The 17,213-nt window shown below is 41.8% G+C and carries 14 protein-coding genes; 9 read left to right on the top strand and 5 right to left on the bottom strand.

The window, feature by feature from the left end; translation table 11 throughout:
* Positions 1–20: 20 nt before the first annotated feature.
* From ybaK to MHN81_RS08350, 4 genes are all read left to right on the top strand, one after another.
* Complete coding sequence (gene ybaK, locus MHN81_RS08365; protein WP_023397852.1) at positions 21–479, top strand: Cys-tRNA(Pro) deacylase; 459 nt, start codon at positions 21–23, stop codon at positions 477–479.
* A 210-nt stretch (positions 480–689) separates the two neighbouring features.
* On the top strand, positions 690–2,942 hold the full coding sequence (locus MHN81_RS08360; protein ID WP_239425511.1) for an acyl-CoA dehydrogenase: 2,253 nt from the start codon (positions 690–692) through the stop codon (positions 2,940–2,942).
* Between the two features lie 78 nt (positions 2,943–3,020).
* Positions 3,021–3,974, top strand: coding sequence for a phosphotransferase (locus tag MHN81_RS08355; RefSeq protein ID WP_239425510.1), 954 nt, complete (start codon positions 3,021–3,023; stop codon positions 3,972–3,974).
* A gap of 13 nt (positions 3,975–3,987) precedes the next feature.
* Positions 3,988–4,806: an EamA family transporter gene (locus tag MHN81_RS08350; protein WP_343224727.1), complete on the top strand. Its 819-nt coding sequence runs from the start codon at positions 3,988–3,990 to the stop codon at positions 4,804–4,806.
* Between the two features lie 8 nt (positions 4,807–4,814).
* On the opposite strand, the gene MHN81_RS08345 is transcribed toward MHN81_RS08350, so the two are convergent.
* Together MHN81_RS08345 and MHN81_RS08340 are read right to left on the bottom strand one after the other, a co-directional pair.
* On the bottom strand, positions 4,815–6,467 hold the full coding sequence (locus tag MHN81_RS08345) for a S8 family serine peptidase (protein ID WP_023397848.1): 1,653 nt from the start codon (positions 6,465–6,467) through the stop codon (positions 4,815–4,817).
* Positions 6,468–6,657: 190 nt separating this feature from the next.
* Entirely contained in the window at positions 6,658–7,749 is a 1,092-nt protein-coding gene (locus tag MHN81_RS08340) for an ABC transporter substrate-binding protein (protein ID WP_023397847.1), read from the bottom strand.
* A gap of 66 nt (positions 7,750–7,815) precedes the next feature.
* Here MHN81_RS08340 and MHN81_RS08335 point away from each other — a divergent pair, with 66 nt between their 5' ends.
* On the top strand, positions 7,816–8,202 hold the full coding sequence (locus MHN81_RS08335) for a cytochrome b562 (RefSeq protein WP_023397846.1): 387 nt from the start codon (positions 7,816–7,818) through the stop codon (positions 8,200–8,202).
* Positions 8,203–8,562: 360 nt separating this feature from the next.
* Positions 8,563–12,612 carry a rhombosortase-dependent cadherin domain-containing protein gene (locus MHN81_RS08330; RefSeq protein WP_239425508.1) on the top strand — a complete coding sequence of 1,350 codons (4,050 nt, stop codon included), beginning with the start codon at positions 8,563–8,565 and terminating at the stop codon, positions 12,610–12,612.
* 146 nt (positions 12,613–12,758) lie between these two features.
* Here MHN81_RS08330 and ykgO read toward each other — a convergent pair whose 3' ends face one another.
* Together ykgO and MHN81_RS08320 are read right to left on the bottom strand one after the other, a co-directional pair.
* Positions 12,759–12,896, bottom strand: a complete 138-nt coding sequence (gene ykgO / locus MHN81_RS08325; RefSeq protein WP_080672543.1) for a type B 50S ribosomal protein L36 — start codon at positions 12,894–12,896, stop codon at positions 12,759–12,761.
* 84 nt (positions 12,897–12,980) lie between these two features.
* Positions 12,981–13,238 (bottom strand): type B 50S ribosomal protein L31, encoded by a 258-nt coding sequence (locus MHN81_RS08320; protein ID WP_023397844.1) that lies wholly within the window; start codon positions 13,236–13,238, stop codon positions 12,981–12,983.
* A gap of 189 nt (positions 13,239–13,427) precedes the next feature.
* On the opposite strand from MHN81_RS08320, the gene MHN81_RS08315 reads away from it, so the two are divergent.
* Positions 13,428–13,712, top strand: a complete 285-nt coding sequence (locus tag MHN81_RS08315) for a hypothetical protein (protein WP_036975132.1) — start codon at positions 13,428–13,430, stop codon at positions 13,710–13,712.
* Between the two features lie 123 nt (positions 13,713–13,835).
* Here MHN81_RS08315 and MHN81_RS08310 read toward each other — a convergent pair whose 3' ends face one another.
* Entirely contained in the window at positions 13,836–14,489 is a 654-nt protein-coding gene (locus tag MHN81_RS08310) for a DUF6058 family natural product biosynthesis protein (protein ID WP_023397842.1), read from the bottom strand.
* 151 nt (positions 14,490–14,640) lie between these two features.
* Between MHN81_RS08310 and dapA the strand changes: the two genes are divergently transcribed.
* Positions 14,641–15,555, top strand: coding sequence for a 4-hydroxy-tetrahydrodipicolinate synthase (gene dapA / locus MHN81_RS08305; RefSeq protein WP_036975131.1), 915 nt, complete (start codon positions 14,641–14,643; stop codon positions 15,553–15,555).
* 57 nt (positions 15,556–15,612) lie between these two features.
* Positions 15,613–16,911, top strand: a complete 1,299-nt coding sequence (locus MHN81_RS08300) for a DEAD/DEAH box helicase (RefSeq protein WP_023397840.1) — start codon at positions 15,613–15,615, stop codon at positions 16,909–16,911.
* Positions 16,912–17,213: the final 302 nt, after the last annotated feature.

Below are 17,213 nucleotides of genomic sequence, written 5' to 3'. Positions count from 1 at the left end.
ATAATTAGTAAGGATTTAATATGACACCTGCAATTAACTTGTTGACCAAAAGTAAAGTCCAGTTTGAGGTCTTAAAATTTAAGCATGATCCAAAATCGCCAAATTATGCACAAGAAGCCGCTAGCAAGCTAAATCTTGAAGAGTGTAAGGTATTTAAAACCCTAGTGATTGATGTAGATGGAGACTTGTTTATAGGCATCACACCAGCTACACAACAAGTAGATTTGAAGTCTTTTGCGAAATCTGTGTCAGGTAAAAAAGCGCAAATGGCTGATAAAAATCGCGCGCAAAGTGCTACAGGGTATTTGCTTGGTGGGATAAGCCCATTCGCTCATAAGCGTAAAATTCCGGTGATATTGCATGACAGTGCGAAACAGCATGAGCAAATTTATGTCAGTGGTGGCAAAAGAGGGCTAGAAATCTCGATTTGTCCTCAAACACTTATGACTATAACGCAAGCAAGTTGTGCCAACTTTTAGCATCCGCAATGCTTTATCGCAAATTTTACCTTCCTGAAGACAAAAAATATTATTTCAGCGCACACGTGTAAGCTATTAATTATCAGTAGGTTTTAAAGAAAAAACTCAGCGAGTAGTAAAAATATCGTTAATTTTTTCATTTGAGCAATTGATCTAAATTGATTTTTATGACGTAATGTAGGTATATCTATCTGGTCGGATGAGTTAATTATGAGTTTAAGAACACAACTAAGAAAAATTTTGCCAAGCATCTCAGTTACTGAGCAAGAAGCTTTAGATGCGGGGGATGTATGGCTAGAAGGCTCTATCTATCAAGGAAAACCAGATTTTTCCGCTTTACGTGCTGTGACCGAAGCGAAATTGTCGGCTGACGAACAGGCGTTTCTAGACGGTCCTGTTAAAGAATTAATGGCGATGATTGATGAGAATCACATCCAAAATTCAAAGCACTTACCTGAACATATTTTAGAGTTTCTGAAAAAAGAGCGCTTTTTCTCCCTTATTATTCCAAAGCAATATGGTGGTCTAGAGTTTAGCCCCTACGCCAACTCCACCATTGTTGGTACGATTGCAACCAAATCTTCAGCTGTGGCTGTTACTGTGATGGTTCCAAATTCATTAGGTCCGGGTGAATTGTTACTGCATTATGGAACGGCTGAGCAGCAGGCACATTATTTACCAAGACTTGCTAATGGGCGTGACATTCCATGTTTCGCTTTGACAAGCCCGGAAGCAGGCTCTGACGCGGGTGGTATTCCTGATCAAGGCATTGTTACAAAAGGCATGTTTGAAGGCAAAGAGGTACTTGGTCTTGAAGTGACCTGGGATAAGCGATATATCACACTTGCTCCGATAGCAACGGTGCTCGGTTTGGCCTTTAAAGTGTTTGATCCAAATGGCTTACTTGGAGGCAAGGAATCTTTGGGTATCACCTGTGCTTTGATCCCGAAATCTCACCCTGGTGTAGAGCTTGGCAATCGCCATGATCCTATGGGGATCCGATTCTACAATGGTACAACGCGGGGTAACAAAGTATTTATTCCGATGGAATTCATCATTGGCGGACAAGAAAATATCGGCCGTGGTTGGCAAATGCTAGTAAGTTGTTTGGGAGCTGGTCGAGGCATTTCGTTGCCGGCACTGGGCGTCTCAACGAGCCAAGTTGCATTGAAGTCGGCATCTGAATACGCAGCTGTACGAGAGCAATTCGGCTTGGCAATTGGCCAGTTTGAAGGGATCCAAGAAAAGCTAGCGGATATCGCTGGCAAAGCATTTTTGCAAGAATCAATGCGAGTTTTAACAACTGAAGGCTTAGGCATGGGCCTAAAACCGTCTGTTGTCACTGCTATTGCAAAGTATCATATGACGGAGTTGGGTCGTGATGTACTTGACTCTGCTATGGATATCCTCGCGGGTAAGGCAATCCAAACGGGCCCACAAAATACATTGGCAAGCGGGTATGTTGCACAACCTATCGCGATTACAGTCGAAGGCGCGAATATTTTGACTCGTAACTTAATGATATTTGGTCAAGGCGTTATGCGATGTCACCCTTATTTGCAAACGATGGTCGAGTCTATTCATAGCGAAGAGGCGAATGCAGACAAAGAATTCAATAAAATTTTAAGAAAAACGGTCGGCTATAGTATTGGTAACGGGCTTCGTGCATTTAAACTCGGTGCATTCCCATTTTTGGCGTCAGGTTCATCCACTTTGCCTGAAGTCGTCCAATATGAAAAAGCAGCGCAGCAGTTGGCTTCTAAACTTGCCGTTTATGCAGACTTCTCGTTACTTGTTCTTGGTGGCAAGCTAAAGCAAGCTGAATTACTATCAGCAAGACTTGGCGATGTGATGAGCTTTGTGTACGCTGCGATGGCTTCAATTCGATACTATGAGCAAAAAGTGTCTCAGCAAGATAGGGCGCAAGCTGCACCTTATTTTCACTATGCGACACGGTATGCATTGATGGAAGCAGAAAAGGCACTTCATAAGTTTTTGGATAACTTCCCAAGCAAAGCAGCAAGACGTTTTATGCGTATTGCGACAATGAACTTTTCGCACCGTATGCCAAAAATTAGTGACGATATGATCAGAAAGCTAGCAAAAGCTGCACAATTAGACACTGATTTTAAACAGCAACTTACGCATTTAGTTAAGCCGACTGAAGGTGATGGACATGATATCAATGAACAGGCTTATAAAGCGAAGATGGGGTGTTTAGAGTCGTTAGCGAAAGTGAAGAAGTCACTTAAAAAGCGTGAAATTAAGTCGGGTGTTAGCTTCGCAGATACGTTAAACAATGCCTTTGTCGCGAATATCATCAATGAGCAAGAATATGTTAAGTTGGTCGATTATAATCGCAAGCGTGAAAAAGCGATTCGAGTGGATGAGTTTGATTTTGATTTAAATTTAATCCAAGACTCGAAGGAAGTCGATTCAGTTAAGTCTGTCGTTAATCAATAAATACTAAGAACATACACCCAATTATTTATATAATTGGGTGTATCATATAAACTGCATAAAAAAGCGAACGGTTTTTTTATGCAGCATTCTCTTTACTCACACTACCTTAATTCTCTCCAAACACACGAACGAAGTGCTCAGGCTCTTTGGAATGGCTGTGGTTTTTTGGACAAATTCCAATTTGGTTCTTGTAAATATGCGGTTAAGCTGAGCAAGGTACCTGATGATCTGAAGCATGCAAATATTCGGCAAACTCCCTTCTCGTTGCAAAGAAAAGTGCGTAGTTATGTTAAAGAACAGTATTTTTACACGCATTATGCCGAAAGCCTTCCTTTGCCGTGTTACATACCTAAGGTAATTGAGTTACATGAATTTGATGGGACTTTTGTTACGTTACTGGAAGACTTCGAGCAACATGGTTTTCATAATATAGTCGAGGCGAGTCATGGGGATATTGAGCGTACTCTTAAATGGCTAGCGGGTTTTCATGCAAATTGGATGCGAGTTGGCGGAGGTGAGTCTTCATTTGGTTTGTTGGGTTATGGTAATTACTGGTATTTGAAAACTCGACCTGACGAATTTGAAAAAATGCCAGACTCGCCGCTAAAGCGTGCGGCACATGCAATTAATGAAAAGCTCGATGCGGTGAGTTTTAAAACGCTGATCCATGGCGATGCTAAACTTGCAAACTTTGCGTTCAATGATAGTTCAGTGATGGGTTACGATTTTCAACATACGGGCATTGGGACAGGACTCGCAGATGTCATGTTGCTATTCACAACCGTGCTAAATGCTGAGCAGCTCAGCTCCCATGCAGCATATTTTTTGGATATTTATTTTTCGGAATTAAAAGAGCTGATTAAAAATCAAAACGCTTCAATAGATATAGAACTATTGGAAAGTGAGTGGCGAGAAAGTTGGTGTTTTATATGGGCCGACTTTCATCGTTTTTTGGCTGGTTGGAAACCCGAGCACCCTAAGATCAATCAGTATATGAAAACCCAAACACAACTTGCGCTTAGCAAATTATAAGTTAGTCATAAGTATGGAATTTGCCCTATTAAGTGCCTTCTGTTGGGTTGGATTTGACTATGCTAGGAAGCGATTGTCAGCATTCTTTTCTGCTCCAGCAATGTCTGTTGTATTTAGCGCGACTGTGTTACCAGCATACTTTGCTTATTGGTTATCTTTCAGCCGAGCACTGCCTCAGTTTGACTATTTCTATCCGGCAACAATCAGTGGCGTATTGGCTGGCGTGGGGAGTGTGTGTTTTATCCGGGCTTTGGCGTTAGGCAAGGTGGCTGTTATGTTACCTATGTTATGTTTGACACCTGTGATCGCAGGTTCTGCGGCTTGGATTTGGATGGGAGAAGCGTTAAGTCTAATAGAAGCGGTTGCGGTCGGGGTACTGGTACTGGCGTCATTCATACTGCAAGGAGGTAGGCTGTCAGTTCAAGAGCCAGGAGCGGGGTATATCTTGGTAACGTCATTTTGTTGGGGTCTATGTATTGTTTTTGACAAGCAAGCTTTGCAGCATAGCCCGGTGGATTTTCATATTCTGTATGTCACATTTATCGTGTTAGTACTTAATTCGATTTTGTTTAGGCCTACATTGGCGCTTGATAAACTTAACAAGCATAAAGCAATGTGGATATTAGCCGCTTTGTGTTTTTCTTTGGCTGTGACATTGCAATTCATTGCTTTGCAATCTATTCAACCAGGTATTTTAGAAGCGCTTAAAAGAGCAATTGGCATAATCGGGGCTGGTTTAATCGGAGTTTACGTATTTAAAGAAAAGCTAACCCCAACTCAGTGGACCTGTGTTGGGGTTATATTGTGTACGAGTATCTTATTCTCGCAATAGGTTATGAATTAATTACATTTACCTACTTTGTTCCAAACATTGCTGAAGATGTCTGGTTGAGCACCACGTGACCACCAAGTCGACTTGTACTCATAGCCTTTATACGACACTCGGTCACCAACACGATAGAACGTTGACGCACTCCAAGCACTTAGACCAGAACATCCAGGAGGTGTTACTGCATCTTCAACAGTTACTTGCTTAACAACTGTATCAAAGTCGCCAGCAGCGTTCGTAACTTTAAGTGTTACGTTATACGCACCAGCTTGAGCATAAGTGTGGCTTGGTGAGCTCTGTGAGCTTGAGTTTCCGTCGCCAAATGTCCAGTTATACGTACCAGCAGTTGAGCCATTTGTGAATGTTGCAGTTAGGCCTGAAGTAGAGAATGTAAAGTTTGCAACAGGTGCAGGATCAACGCCACCACCACAGCTTTGTGCCAAGTAATCATACGCAGCTTTTGCTTGAACGATACCGTGACCATATGATGTATCGCGACCCGCAGCGCCTTTGTCTTTTGCTGTTGCATTTAAGGCTGCACGAATTTGAGCGTTAGAACACTGTGGGAAGTTACTCCAAACTAGTGCTGCAACACCTGATACGTGAGGCGTTGCCATGGATGTACCACTGATGCTTCTGTAGCCACCATTGTTCCATGTTGAGTTTACGCCAACACCTGGACCTGCAATTTCAACTTGGCTGTTATACTGTGAGAAAGACGCTTTGTTTTCTGAGCTGTCAACAGCAGCAACAGAAACAACGTTGTCATAGGAAGCTGGATAGCTCAGAGCACTGTTACCACCATTACCCGCTGCTGCAATGTGTAGCATGCCGCGCTGGTAGCTTTGGTCAAATGCATTTCTTTCCGCTGTTGAGCTGCCACTTCCGCCAAGGCTCATGCTTGTTACGTTAGCGCCAGCAGCTTCACACTGATTGATTGCTTCAATGAGGTCAGAACCATAAGCCCAACGACCAGAGTCATTGAAAACTTTAACAATATGTAGTTTTAGGTTGCCAGATGCATTCACACCTACAACGCCTGTGCCATTGCCGCCTAATGCTGCAATAGTACCTGCAACGTGAGTACCGTGACCGTGTCCATCATTGTGCCAAAGGCCCGTATCGTTTGAACCATAGCCGTCATCACCTGTCACACCAACACTTACAAGGTCTTCATGGTCACGGTGGTAACCTGTGTCCATGATACATACTTTACGGTTAGCTGCTGCTGCATCGCTGACTAGTTGAGCTTGAACCATAGTAATACCGTAGGGTGTTGACTCAGCAAAAGGAGCTATGCTTGCATCAATCGCTTCAGGAACGAAACGTTTAGGGTCAACTTCAACAGTGGCAACATTACCATCAGCCTCAAGTTGTTTAAGCTGCTCAGGAGTTAATTCCATAACAACTGCGTTGATATTAGGTAGTGTTTTAATCGCTTGTGCATTGATGTCATTTGCGAACAATTCAAGAGACTGAGATTTAAAATCAGCCATCTCAGCTTGTGATAACGCAACTGGTAGCGCATTTGCCATCGATTCTTGTTTTAATGTGACAATCATACGTTCAGATGCAGCTGCATGTGCAGTTGTAGCACCAAGCGCAGACGCAACGCCAAGGGCAAGTAATGTGTGTTTCGTGCTTGTTAGAATGTTATGTTTCATTTTGTTTGTCCTAGTTACATGTTGTTAACCAATTTAACTAAAACAGGTATTTGAGAAGCTGTCAACAGTGCAAAAAATACGCTAAAAAGCGACGAGGTTAATAAATTTATAATAAAAACTTAATTGGGATTGTAATTTCAATTTAATGTTTTGTGGTAATTAAAGAATCTAATTTTTGGTCAAAAAAAGGTCAAAAATTTAATTCTTTGTTTAAAGTCATAATAGTGTAACTTTTCTTTCCGTCAACAAATTGTGAAAAGTCTATTTGATTTAGGTTATCTTCATGTATAGCTTTGTAAACTGGTTCGAAAGTACTGCTATAGGGGCGAAAGATAGCTACTTTTTGGGTACCGATATACTTCACTAATCCACGCTGGTATTTTTTAAGCTCAATAAGTAGGTAGCCTCCAAGGAAGACATGACCACCAATGGATACATCTAATTTATCCTCGTGACCACTGTCCCAATTGACTCCGCCAATTTTGATTTTATCCCTGATACCAAGTTCTATTGCTGCTTGATTAACGCCAAATGCAATCGCATCATTCGCGCACCAAATTAGTTCGACATTTCTATGTCGCCTTAACAATCCTCTTGCTAGTTCATGGGCTCTTTGCTGAGACCAATGGGCATCAACTTTATCTACAATATTTACATTTGAAATACGGTTTGTGTAACTCAATAGCCCTTGTTCTCTCTCTAGGGCTGCGTTTGTGGCGATATCGCCTAGAAACGCTAGCATGGAAAATGATTCGGTGGCCGTTAAATCTTTTTGAACCGTTTTTACTAACTCTCGTGCAAGCTCTTTTCCGGCTTGATAATTATCAGGTAGGATGGCTGCTTTTATGCCAAAACCTTTTGCGCTCAGTCTGTTTATTTCTAGCTGATTAGGGCTGTTCAATAAAAACAAAATATTCGGGTGGACTTTGGGTGAGTCAAGCAGTGCTTCTGTGATTACACGCTTCTCATCAACCAAAATAAGGTAATCAGCATCAGACTCAAGCGCTTGTTTGGTAAGCTCTTTCATCAGAATATGATTTCGCTCTGCGTATAAAATAGTGAGGTCAATATTGGTATCTTGTGCGACGGCACTCATTACTTTAGAGACGTTAAGCCAAAAATTACCTGTTGGATTTACGCCACTTGAGCCTGGGTTTACAAATGTCACTTTTAAGCGGGCTGCGTCTTGAGCCGCGACAGCACTGATTGGATGTAGGTAGCTTATGCAAAATAAAGTAATGAATACAAATACTTTTCTACAGCTTAAAGTCAATTTTCCCATTACGTATATTTGGTCTTGTTTGCAAAGTTTATTTATATATACTAGCGCAAACTTTAAGGGGGCGTCATGAAGTTTGTTTTGGTTATAGCAGTGTTTTTGGGCTTTTCAGTATATGCAGAGTCGAGCGATCTCAACCAGCTCATGAAAAAAATGGGTCACGAGTATAAACTTGCGATAAAGGCTGAGAATAAAGGACAAATGATTAGCCATTTAGAACGCTTTATTTCGTTGGTCGAGCAGGCAAAAAGCGAGAATTTTCAGGCGGAAAAAAAGGCTCAATCAATTGATGGCCTGAATAAAACTATCGCTGTTGCTAAGAGTGCCATAGTGATGGCTAACAATGGCCAACCAGACCGAGCACGCAATGCACTCAAAGAAATTAATTCGCTTCGTGAGGAATATCACCAGTTACACGAGCCTCCGAGTTTTTGGGACCTGCTATTTGGCAAATAGACGGTAGTGTCCGGTTTGATATTTATATTAGCGCAGTCCTTTAAAATAGAGTAAGTCACTGAACTTACAAACCGGCACACTAGAGTGTGTCTATTTAACTTATATCCTCAAACCTTTGCTTTTTTCTCCTCTCTTTAAAAACTTTTTATGTTTAATGTGCGTTTGTTACTACACTCTAGTCGGATACCTATCTAAAAGAGAACGATGTTAAGTGTAGAGATAACAAAGCGTACTCTGCGCGTGCTAGGGTGAAACGCTTGGTGCGTTGTCATTCAAATTGTCTGTAGTCATATTTAAGAAGTCTCGATCCCTAGATTGATAGGCACTCTAAAACATTAAAAAGTGAAAAGGGATAAACCAATGAGACTTCTCCACCCTGTGAGTATTGCCGTCGCCATTGCGCTTGGCGGTGTGTCTTACATTGCACTGCAAGATCAAGCTTTGACACCATATGAGCGTAAAGCGGAATTTTTAGAAAAGAAAGCACAGAAAAAGTCGCAATCGCCAAAGCGCTACGACAAACCGAAAGAGGCACAAGAATTTTATGTTCAACAAAGGCTGCCGGTTGGTGCCACCTCGCTGCCTGTTGAAAAGTATTCTGACGCATTAAAGCAAATTAAACAGATGCCGCAGTTTTCAATAGCAAATAATGCATTGCTTTCAGAAATTCAGCCCAACTTAAACGCACCTGACGGACAAAATCAAGAGCTTGGTCAGTGGCAGGAATTAGGTCCGGGAAATATTGGCGGTCGAACTCGGACTCTCATCATTCACCCTACAAATCACGATATTATGTATACAGCAGGTGTCGCTGGTGGGGTATGGAAAACAACCGATGCGGGGGCGTCGTGGCAGCCACTTAGCGATCTGGCTACAAACCTTGCAGTAACGACCTTAACGTTTGATCCAAGTAATGCTGATATTCTCTATGCTGGCACAGGTGAAGGCCTGTTTAATTTCGATGCATTGCGCGGTGACGGGTTATTTAAATCAGAAGATGCCGGGATGACTTGGACACAGATTTCAAGCACTGCGAGCAATACTAATTTTCAGTATGTAAATAAGATTAAATTTAGTAAAAATGAGTCGAATACTATTTACGCCGCAACGAGAACGGGTGTGCATAAGTCGACAGATGGTGGTACTTCTTGGGAAACCAAATTTGTGCCTCAAGGTACCTCTGTAGGCTGTACTGATTTAACTGTGTTATCCCAGTCAGGTACGGATGTACTTTTGACGGCTTGTGGTTCTTTTAATGCTGGCGGAGTTCATCGCAGCTCTGATGCCGCAGAGACTTGGTCTCAAGTCATTGCTGGCACCGAACAAGGCCGAACTACTATTGCTGTCGCGCCATCAGATAACAATATTATTTATGCGCTGGCTGCCAATCGCAATGATCATGGGATGGACTCTGTTTACAAGTCCACAGATATGGGGGTGAATTGGACCCAAACAGTAACCAAAAATACTGCAGATTCGTTTACTCGCTTGCTGCTCAGCAATACGTATTTTGGATTGTTAGATCAATGTACCGGTGGCACGCCGCAGTTTTTCAATCAGGGTTGGTATGACAATATTATCGCGGTCGACCCGCTTAACCCAGATGTAGTATGGACAGGTGGTATAGATGTCTTTCGCTCTGACGATGGTGCCCAAACATTCGTACCGACCAGTATTTGGTGGCTAAACCCCACAAACCCACAGTATGCACATGCGGATCAACATGAAATTGTTTTTCATCCAGATTACAACGGTACAACGAATACCACCATGTTTGTTGCCAATGATGGCGGGATCCAAAAAACAGACAATGCGTTGTCTGGTCGATTAACGGTAAGCGAAGTGTGCGGTAATTCAACGGCAGATCCAACGCAGAGAGTAAGCTGGTCAACGCTTAATAATGGATATGCAGTTACTCAGTTTTATCATGGTACGGTCAAGCCCAATGGCACAAGTTACTTTGGCGGAACTCAAGATAACGGTACTTTGGTCGGGGTGGACAATGGTTTTAATAGCTGGGTAGAAATTCTTGGCGGTGATGGTGGCTGGACGGCCATCGATCCGACCAATGCTGATATTATGTTTGGTGAATTTACGCGTCTATCTTTACAAAAGTCTACAGATGGCGGACAAAGCTTTAGCAGTGCTGTCAATGGTATTACTGGTGACAATGGTTTTCCATTTATAACCCGTTTTGAAATGGCGCCATCAAACCCACAAGTCTTATGGATAGGTGGTAGTCAATTATGGAGAACAGATGACCAAGCCGCAAATTGGTCAGCTGCATCTGCGGCATTGGATGGTTCTGTATATTCAATTGGAATTGCACCAAATACGGAAACCGCGGTCGCAGCAGGAACAGATAATGGCGCTATTTACGTGTCATACCAAGCAGATCAAGCTACAACTACTTCGAGTTGGACAACCGCAACCGTTCAGTCAGGGGTAACGATAAGCTCAGTTGCATTTGACCCGACAGACAACCAAATTATTTATGCAACTGTCTCCAATTTTGATGCGACACACGTATGGAAAACAACGGATGGTGGGCAAAACTGGCAAGCCAGTGACACCGGTCTGCCAAATATTCCTGCAATGACAATTGCAGTAGATCCGAATAATACCCAGAGGCTATTTGTCGGAACAGATTTAGGGGTGTTTGTATCAACTGACGGTGGCCAAAATTGGATGGCTGATGGTCTAGGGTTAGCGAATACAAATATCGCTAAACTTGCGATTAAAGGGAATGAGCTGTTTGCCTTTACGCATGGTCGCAGCGCTTACAAAGTGCCAATTTCAACGCAATCAGACAGAGAATTTACTACTGACGAAGATATGAAAGTGGCAGTAGGCTCTGCCTTTGCAGACAATTTATCTAATGCATTCGATTCAGTTGAAATAATTCAGGTGCCAAGCAATGGTATGTTGCTTAATGGTGAGAACGCACTGGAACAGGGTGCCGAAGTATTAGCGCAAGACTATGCAAATGTGATGTACATGCCAAATGAAAACTACGTTGGCGAAGACAACTTTGTATTCCAGGGCATGACTGATAGTCAAACAGCACCAAACAATGACCCACTGCCAGACGGGCAATTTGCAGTCACAATTACTATCAATGCAGTTAATGATGCACCAGTGATCTCTCCTATTGAAGACGTTGAGTTATTCATTGGTGAGCTGACTGTTTTAGACTTTAACGATAAAGTTGAAGATATTGAGGGAAGTGATCTTACACTGACTTTAGAACCTTCGGTGCCGGGCATGTCGTTTATTGACGGCGTGTTATCAGGAAGGCCTTATACATCATTTGATGACGAGATGACTTTGACGGTAAGTGATGGCGAACTTGAAAGTCAACAAATGTTTAATATGGCTATTTCAGTTCCACCCGACAGAGATCCAGTGATAGATCAAGGCCAATCATTTGAAGTAATGGAAAATAATGAAGCTGGCGCGTCTATCGGGATGTTAATGTTTACCGATCCAGATCCGGATGTATCACCAGTGGAAAGCTTTATGATCTTGGATGAAGTACCATTTATGATCAATCCTACAGGTGAAGTGATTGTCACTACTGAGCTGGATTTTGAAATGCAAAGTGAATACAGCTTCTTCGTACGTGCTATGGACTCAATGGGCAACACATCTGATTATACTGAAGTAAATGTTGAGGTATTGGATGAGCTGGGTGATGACGATGTCGCACCCGTCATTAAAGACGAACAGAGTTTTGAGGTTACTGAAAACTCGGAAGTCGGTACGGTTGTTGGCATGCTCGAGTTTGAAGACCCAGATCCTGATGATTCTCCGATAGAATCATTCACAATTTTGGGTGATGTACCATTTGAGATAGATGCAGACGGCAGTATTAAGGTCACTGGTTTAGTTGATTATGAAGTTCATCAAGCATTCGTTTTCGTCGTCAAAGCCGTTGATTCAGGTGGGAATGAATCTAACTTTGTCGAAGTGAAAATTGATGTTGTGGATGACCCTAATGACGAAGATGTGCCTGACCGAACACCTAATATCCCTGGCGGTCAGATTTTTGAAGTGAGAGAAAATGCTGCTTTAGGGACTATCATAGGCCGTTTAGAGTTTATGGATCCCGATGCAGATACTTCACCTGTTGACTCATTCATGATCATAGGCAGTGCGCCATTTAGCATTGCTGGTAATGGCGATATCATTGTTCAAGGTGAGTTGGATTATGAATTCCAAAGTGTAATTAGATTTGGTGTACGGGCTCAGGATACGTTCGGTAATGTATCTGAGTATACCGAGGTGAGAGTTAACCTCATTGATGTCAGGGGAGATGACGACGATGACCAAGATGGTGATTCGGGTTCATTTGGCTGGCTGACTTTACTGAGTGCACCGCTTGCACTTCTTAGAAGGCGTAAGCGCTAAAGCACGGTAATTTTAAAAAGCGGCGAGAGTCGCTTTTTTTATGCAGTTGCAGATCAAACATTAAATAAATGAGAACTAGAAGGGGTGGGGAGTGAAACTGTGATGAGCACTTTTTGTGCAAAGCACTCATAAATACTTTTTAGCGATTAACGCTTTTTCTTTTTGCCTTGAACAGCTTTAAATCTTGGGTTTGTTTTACAGATAACGTAAACACGTCCACGGCGCTTAACTACTTGACAACCTGGTCTATTTTTCGCGCTCTTTAATGAACTTAGAACTTTCAACTTATGCTCCTTAATATGTTTAAACACCTTTTAGGTGAGTTTACATCGCTACGCAAAATAGCGATGTAAACTAAAAACCAATACTTACTTAGTTGTAGCAGAAAGGTTTTTGAAACGGCGGTTGAACTTAGCAACACGGCCATCGCTTGCAACGATTTTCTGCTTACCTGTATAGAACGGGTGAGATGCACTTGAAACATCAATTGGCACGTATGGGTACTCAACGCCATCGATTTCAACCGTTCTATCAGACTTGATTGTTGAACCAACGATGAAGTATTTGTCTACTGCCGTGTCATGAAATGCAACAGCTTGATAATCCGGGTGGATATTTGCTTTCATAGTAAAATTAAACCTTACGAAATGTGATAACGTCACAAATACTATTCTATTTGAGAATGGTTTTCAATTGCTTGTCTGAAATTTTTTTTACACTTTTGTCTAATGATTATACGAATAAGCAAATTGTTACTGGATCTTCAATATCAGACTGTTATAACTAGAGTTGAGATTGAGAAAGAGGACAACACTGTGAGCGAAGAATCACAACAATTAGACAACAGTGTCATTGCACAGCTGCAAAATGAGGATCATTCGTCGCTAGCTCAGCAATTGGATGAGTTAACTTGCGAACACAGTGACATAGTGGAACTGCTGGCCCAATATCAGGTTTTAAGTGAGCAAGAGGATGACGAAAAATTTGATTCTTGGTATGACGGTTTGTGCGAAGATAAACTAAGAGTGTTAAAAGGGTTTGAAATACTTAGAGCACATTTTGAGCGGTTAGTATCTGCTCAAAATGGTGAGGTTAATTAGGTAAAACTCGTTTTATACATACTCATTTCATAAAAGCCACTTAATGTCCATTAGGTGGCTTTTATCTATCTGGATAAATAATTATCAAAAAAGGCGACCAGAAATCGATTTGATTTAATTAGGCTAGCGTGTAGATAAATCATATTTTTGCATAACACTCTCAATATATTGATATCTTAATGAATTATGCTTTTCGTGAGATGCATTATGGCTCAAAGCTCTGTTCAATAACTTAAGGGCTTCATGTAGTAAAGCTCTATTTTCGGGAGGTACACTGTTGCTCGTCCTATCGTCTGTTAGTGTATCGACCAAAGCGCGTCCGAGGTCAATATACACAACCTCTTCAACTGCACCATTTTGACTTATCACGCCATATTTACTGCATAAATACTGTTGCCAAACTTGCTGAATATGTTCAATTAGGTCATCGCCAAATTTATCATCATCACTTACAACGCCTCTGTCTGCACAGGTTTTCAAAGTAGTGATGTATTTGTTTTGAAATAATTCATAGGCATGACTAGATTGCTGCACCTCATGTTTTATCAACATTTGTCCCCAATCTAGCGCTGCTCTGGGGTAATAATCGGTTACTTCAACACATTCATATAACCCAAGGTAAGAGCTGCACTTGATTAGGTTATCTATGCTGTAACTGGCGTTAGGGAAGATACTACTTTCTTGCCACCGTTGAAGCTGTTCTTGTGAGATCTTCAGCAAACTACAAAGCTCATGGGCATCGTAAAAGTTAGATTTTAGATAATCAGTTAATCTCATTTTTAACACTGGTTATTTATACAGTTGTTTTGAGTTTGTATGATTTTTGGTTTATAAGCAAGAAATTTTATAAAACTGTGCTTTTTACCCTCGGCATACAAGGTCAATTGTGTTAAAACATGTCGTATATAAACAATTAGCTAGAAATTGCATGCGAAGTATACAAACGATAAAACAAGCCAGTTTAATCACGGCGATCAAAACTCCATATCAAATGTCAGGTGAAATTGATCTTCAGGCATATGATGCTTTAGTAGAAACCCAAATCGCAGCGGGTGTTGATGGTATCATCGTTGGTGGTACAACGGGTGAGGGTCAGTTAATGACTTGGGAAGAGCACTTAATGCTGATCGCCCACAGTGTTAACAAGTTTTCAGACAAGCTTATTATTGTTGGTAATACCGGAAGTAACAATACGAGGGAAGCTATCAAAGCGACCGAGTATGGTTTCGCTTCTGGTATGGATGCTGCGTTACAGATCAACCCATATTATGGCCGAACATCGGATGCCGGTGTGGTAGAACACTTTGAGCGTGTTTTAGAAATTGGACCTGCGTTTATTTACAATGTACCGGGTAGAACTGGACAAGATTTAACGCCAGATATTATGGAGCCTTTGGCTAAACATAGGCACTTTATCGGTGTTAAGGAATGTGCGGGTAACGAGCGTATTGCTCATTATGAAGCACAGGGAATTGCTTGTTGGTCAGGAAATGATGATGAAGCCCATGACGGTCGCCATAAGTTTCAATCCCATGGTGTGATATCTGTCACGTCAAACTTAGTACCTCGACTATTTAGACAGCTTATGGATAGCCCTAATGAGTCGCTTAACAAAGAGTTACAACCTCTCATGAGCTGGCTGTTTTGTGAACCAAACCCAATTGCAATTAACACTGCACTGATTATGACTGGTGCAGTTAACCCAGTATTTAGACTGCCCTATGTGCCACTGACTAAATCTCAGCAATTAGAGGGTCAGCAGCTCATAAATGCACTCGATGAGCAGTATATTGTTGGCGGAAAAGCCAATTTAGTCGATGAGACGCTACTTAAGCTTTGTTAATGCTGAGAATTGACGTATAATCTGCGGCCCTTCAGTATTGGTCGCAGGTTTGTCGTTATGAATTTTAAATCTTTTAGTTTTCCAGAGCCGTTGTTAAAAGCCTTAGATGAGATTGGCTTTGAAGAACTCACCCCGATCCAACAGGCGGCCATCCCTGTGATCAGAAAAGGTCATGATGTGCTGGCAACGGCACAAACTGGTACAGGAAAAACCGCAGCGTTTGCCTTGCCTGTTATCCATAACCTTTTAAAAGGGACGCCATCTAAATCACCTCGTGCATTATTTCTAGCACCTACCCGAGAGCTTGCTGAGCAAATTGCCAATAATTGTGAGTCATTTACAAAGCACACAGAGCTGCGTACTGTCGCTGTGTTTGGCGGTGTTAATGTTGAAGGGCAATCGCAACGATTATCTCAAGGCGCTGATATTATTGCCGCAACGCCAGGGAGATTACTTGATCTGGTCAGATTGGGGAGTGTTGATTTAGCGAATATAGAGCATTTGGTGCTAGATGAAGCCGACCGCATGCTAGATATGGGCTTTATTGATGAGATGCAGCGTGTGATATCTTTGGCGAAGGAAGATAAACAGTTGTTGCTGTTTTCTGCAACTTTCCCATCGGCAGTAAAACAATTTGCTAAAAAGGTTTTAAAAGAGCCTAAACTTGTTCAAACAGCACCTGAAAATACTACAGCAGAAACGGTCCGTCACGTTGTTTATCCGGTTGAACAACAGCGCAAAAAAGAGCTGTTATCAGAGTTAATAGGCAAGAAAAACTGGCAGCAAGTTCTTGTGTTTGTAAACATGAAAGATGACGCAGATACTATTGTAGAAGAGCTTGAGCTTGATGGTATCGCGGCGACAGTTTGTCATGGAGATAAAAAGCAAGGTGCAAGGCGCCGTGCACTTCGAGAATTTAAGGAAGGCAAAGTACGTGTGCTGGTTGCTACCGAAGTTGCTGCACGTGGTATTGATATCGAAGGGCTTCCTCGAGTGGTGAATTATGACCTGCCTTACTTACCAGAAGATTATGTTCACAGGATTGGCCGTACAGGTCGCGCAGGCAATAGTGGTCAGGCAATTTCGTTTGTAAGCCGAGAAGAAGAGCAGTTTTTACTGCACATTGAAGCGTTAATTGGTCAAAAGATTAAACGTTACTATTTACCGGGTTATGAAGTTGCAAGTCGAGATAACTTGATTGATAACCTGAGCAAAAAACCAAGTCATCAAAGACGCAAAGCTCGAACAAATAGACCTAGTAACCAAGCGAGTGGAGAAGCGCGAGTAAAAAACCGCAGCAAAATTAGCTCTGTTAGAAGTCGCTTAAAAGGCGTCAAACTTAAGTTGGACAAATAGCTTCTAACTGTTTGATATATATTAAAGCGAGCTAGTTAGCTCGCTTTTGTTTTTAGATGACGCTAAGCTTACCGCCCAAAAGTAGATCTAAGCCCCACCTTCCCGAATACCAAATATTAAACTGGCGCATACGTCATTATTTTCCCTATCTAGCTTATCTGCGCAGGACAGTTGCATCAAGCCAATTTTACAAAATACGCCTCTTAATTTGGAAGATTTGGCTTAGTGAAAGAGATGCACAGAGGGCACAAAAATTGGTTTGCTTATAAAACAGATCTAAAAAGCAGCCAACTAAAAACATG

It is taken from the genome of Pseudoalteromonas sp. Of7M-16, from assembly GCF_022347805.1.
In the GTDB taxonomy this organism is placed as follows: Bacteria; Pseudomonadota; Gammaproteobacteria; order Enterobacterales; family Alteromonadaceae; genus Pseudoalteromonas; species Pseudoalteromonas luteoviolacea_F.
The sequence above is the reverse complement of the archived record's forward strand: the minus strand, read 5'-3'. Positions and strand labels throughout refer to the sequence as shown.

Coding starts and splice junctions, on each gene's coding strand:
- MHN81_RS08335 (WP_023397846.1), top strand. CDS start 7,816: ATGAAGTTTGTTTTGGTTATAGCAGTGTTTTTGGGCTTTTCAGTATAT.
- dapA (WP_036975131.1), top strand. CDS start 14,641: ATGCGAAGTATACAAACGATAAAACAAGCCAGTTTAATCACGGCGATC.
- MHN81_RS08330 (WP_239425508.1), top strand. CDS start 8,563: ATGAGACTTCTCCACCCTGTGAGTATTGCCGTCGCCATTGCGCTTGGC.
- MHN81_RS08320 (WP_023397844.1), bottom strand. CDS start 13,238: ATGAAAGCAAATATCCACCCGGATTATCAAGCTGTTGCATTTCATGAC.
- MHN81_RS08310 (WP_023397842.1), bottom strand. CDS start 14,489: ATGAGATTAACTGATTATCTAAAATCTAACTTTTACGATGCCCATGAG.
- MHN81_RS08345 (WP_023397848.1), bottom strand. CDS start 6,467: ATGAAACATAACATTCTAACAAGCACGAAACACACATTACTTGCCCTT.
- MHN81_RS08300 (WP_023397840.1), top strand. CDS start 15,613: ATGAATTTTAAATCTTTTAGTTTTCCAGAGCCGTTGTTAAAAGCCTTA.
- MHN81_RS08340 (WP_023397847.1), bottom strand. CDS start 7,749: ATGGGAAAATTGACTTTAAGCTGTAGAAAAGTATTTGTATTCATTACT.
- MHN81_RS08360 (WP_239425511.1), top strand. CDS start 690: ATGAGTTTAAGAACACAACTAAGAAAAATTTTGCCAAGCATCTCAGTT.
- MHN81_RS08350 (WP_343224727.1), top strand. CDS start 3,988: ATGGAATTTGCCCTATTAAGTGCCTTCTGTTGGGTTGGATTTGACTAT.
- MHN81_RS08355 (WP_239425510.1), top strand. CDS start 3,021: ATGCAGCATTCTCTTTACTCACACTACCTTAATTCTCTCCAAACACAC.
- ybaK (WP_023397852.1), top strand. CDS start 21: ATGACACCTGCAATTAACTTGTTGACCAAAAGTAAAGTCCAGTTTGAG.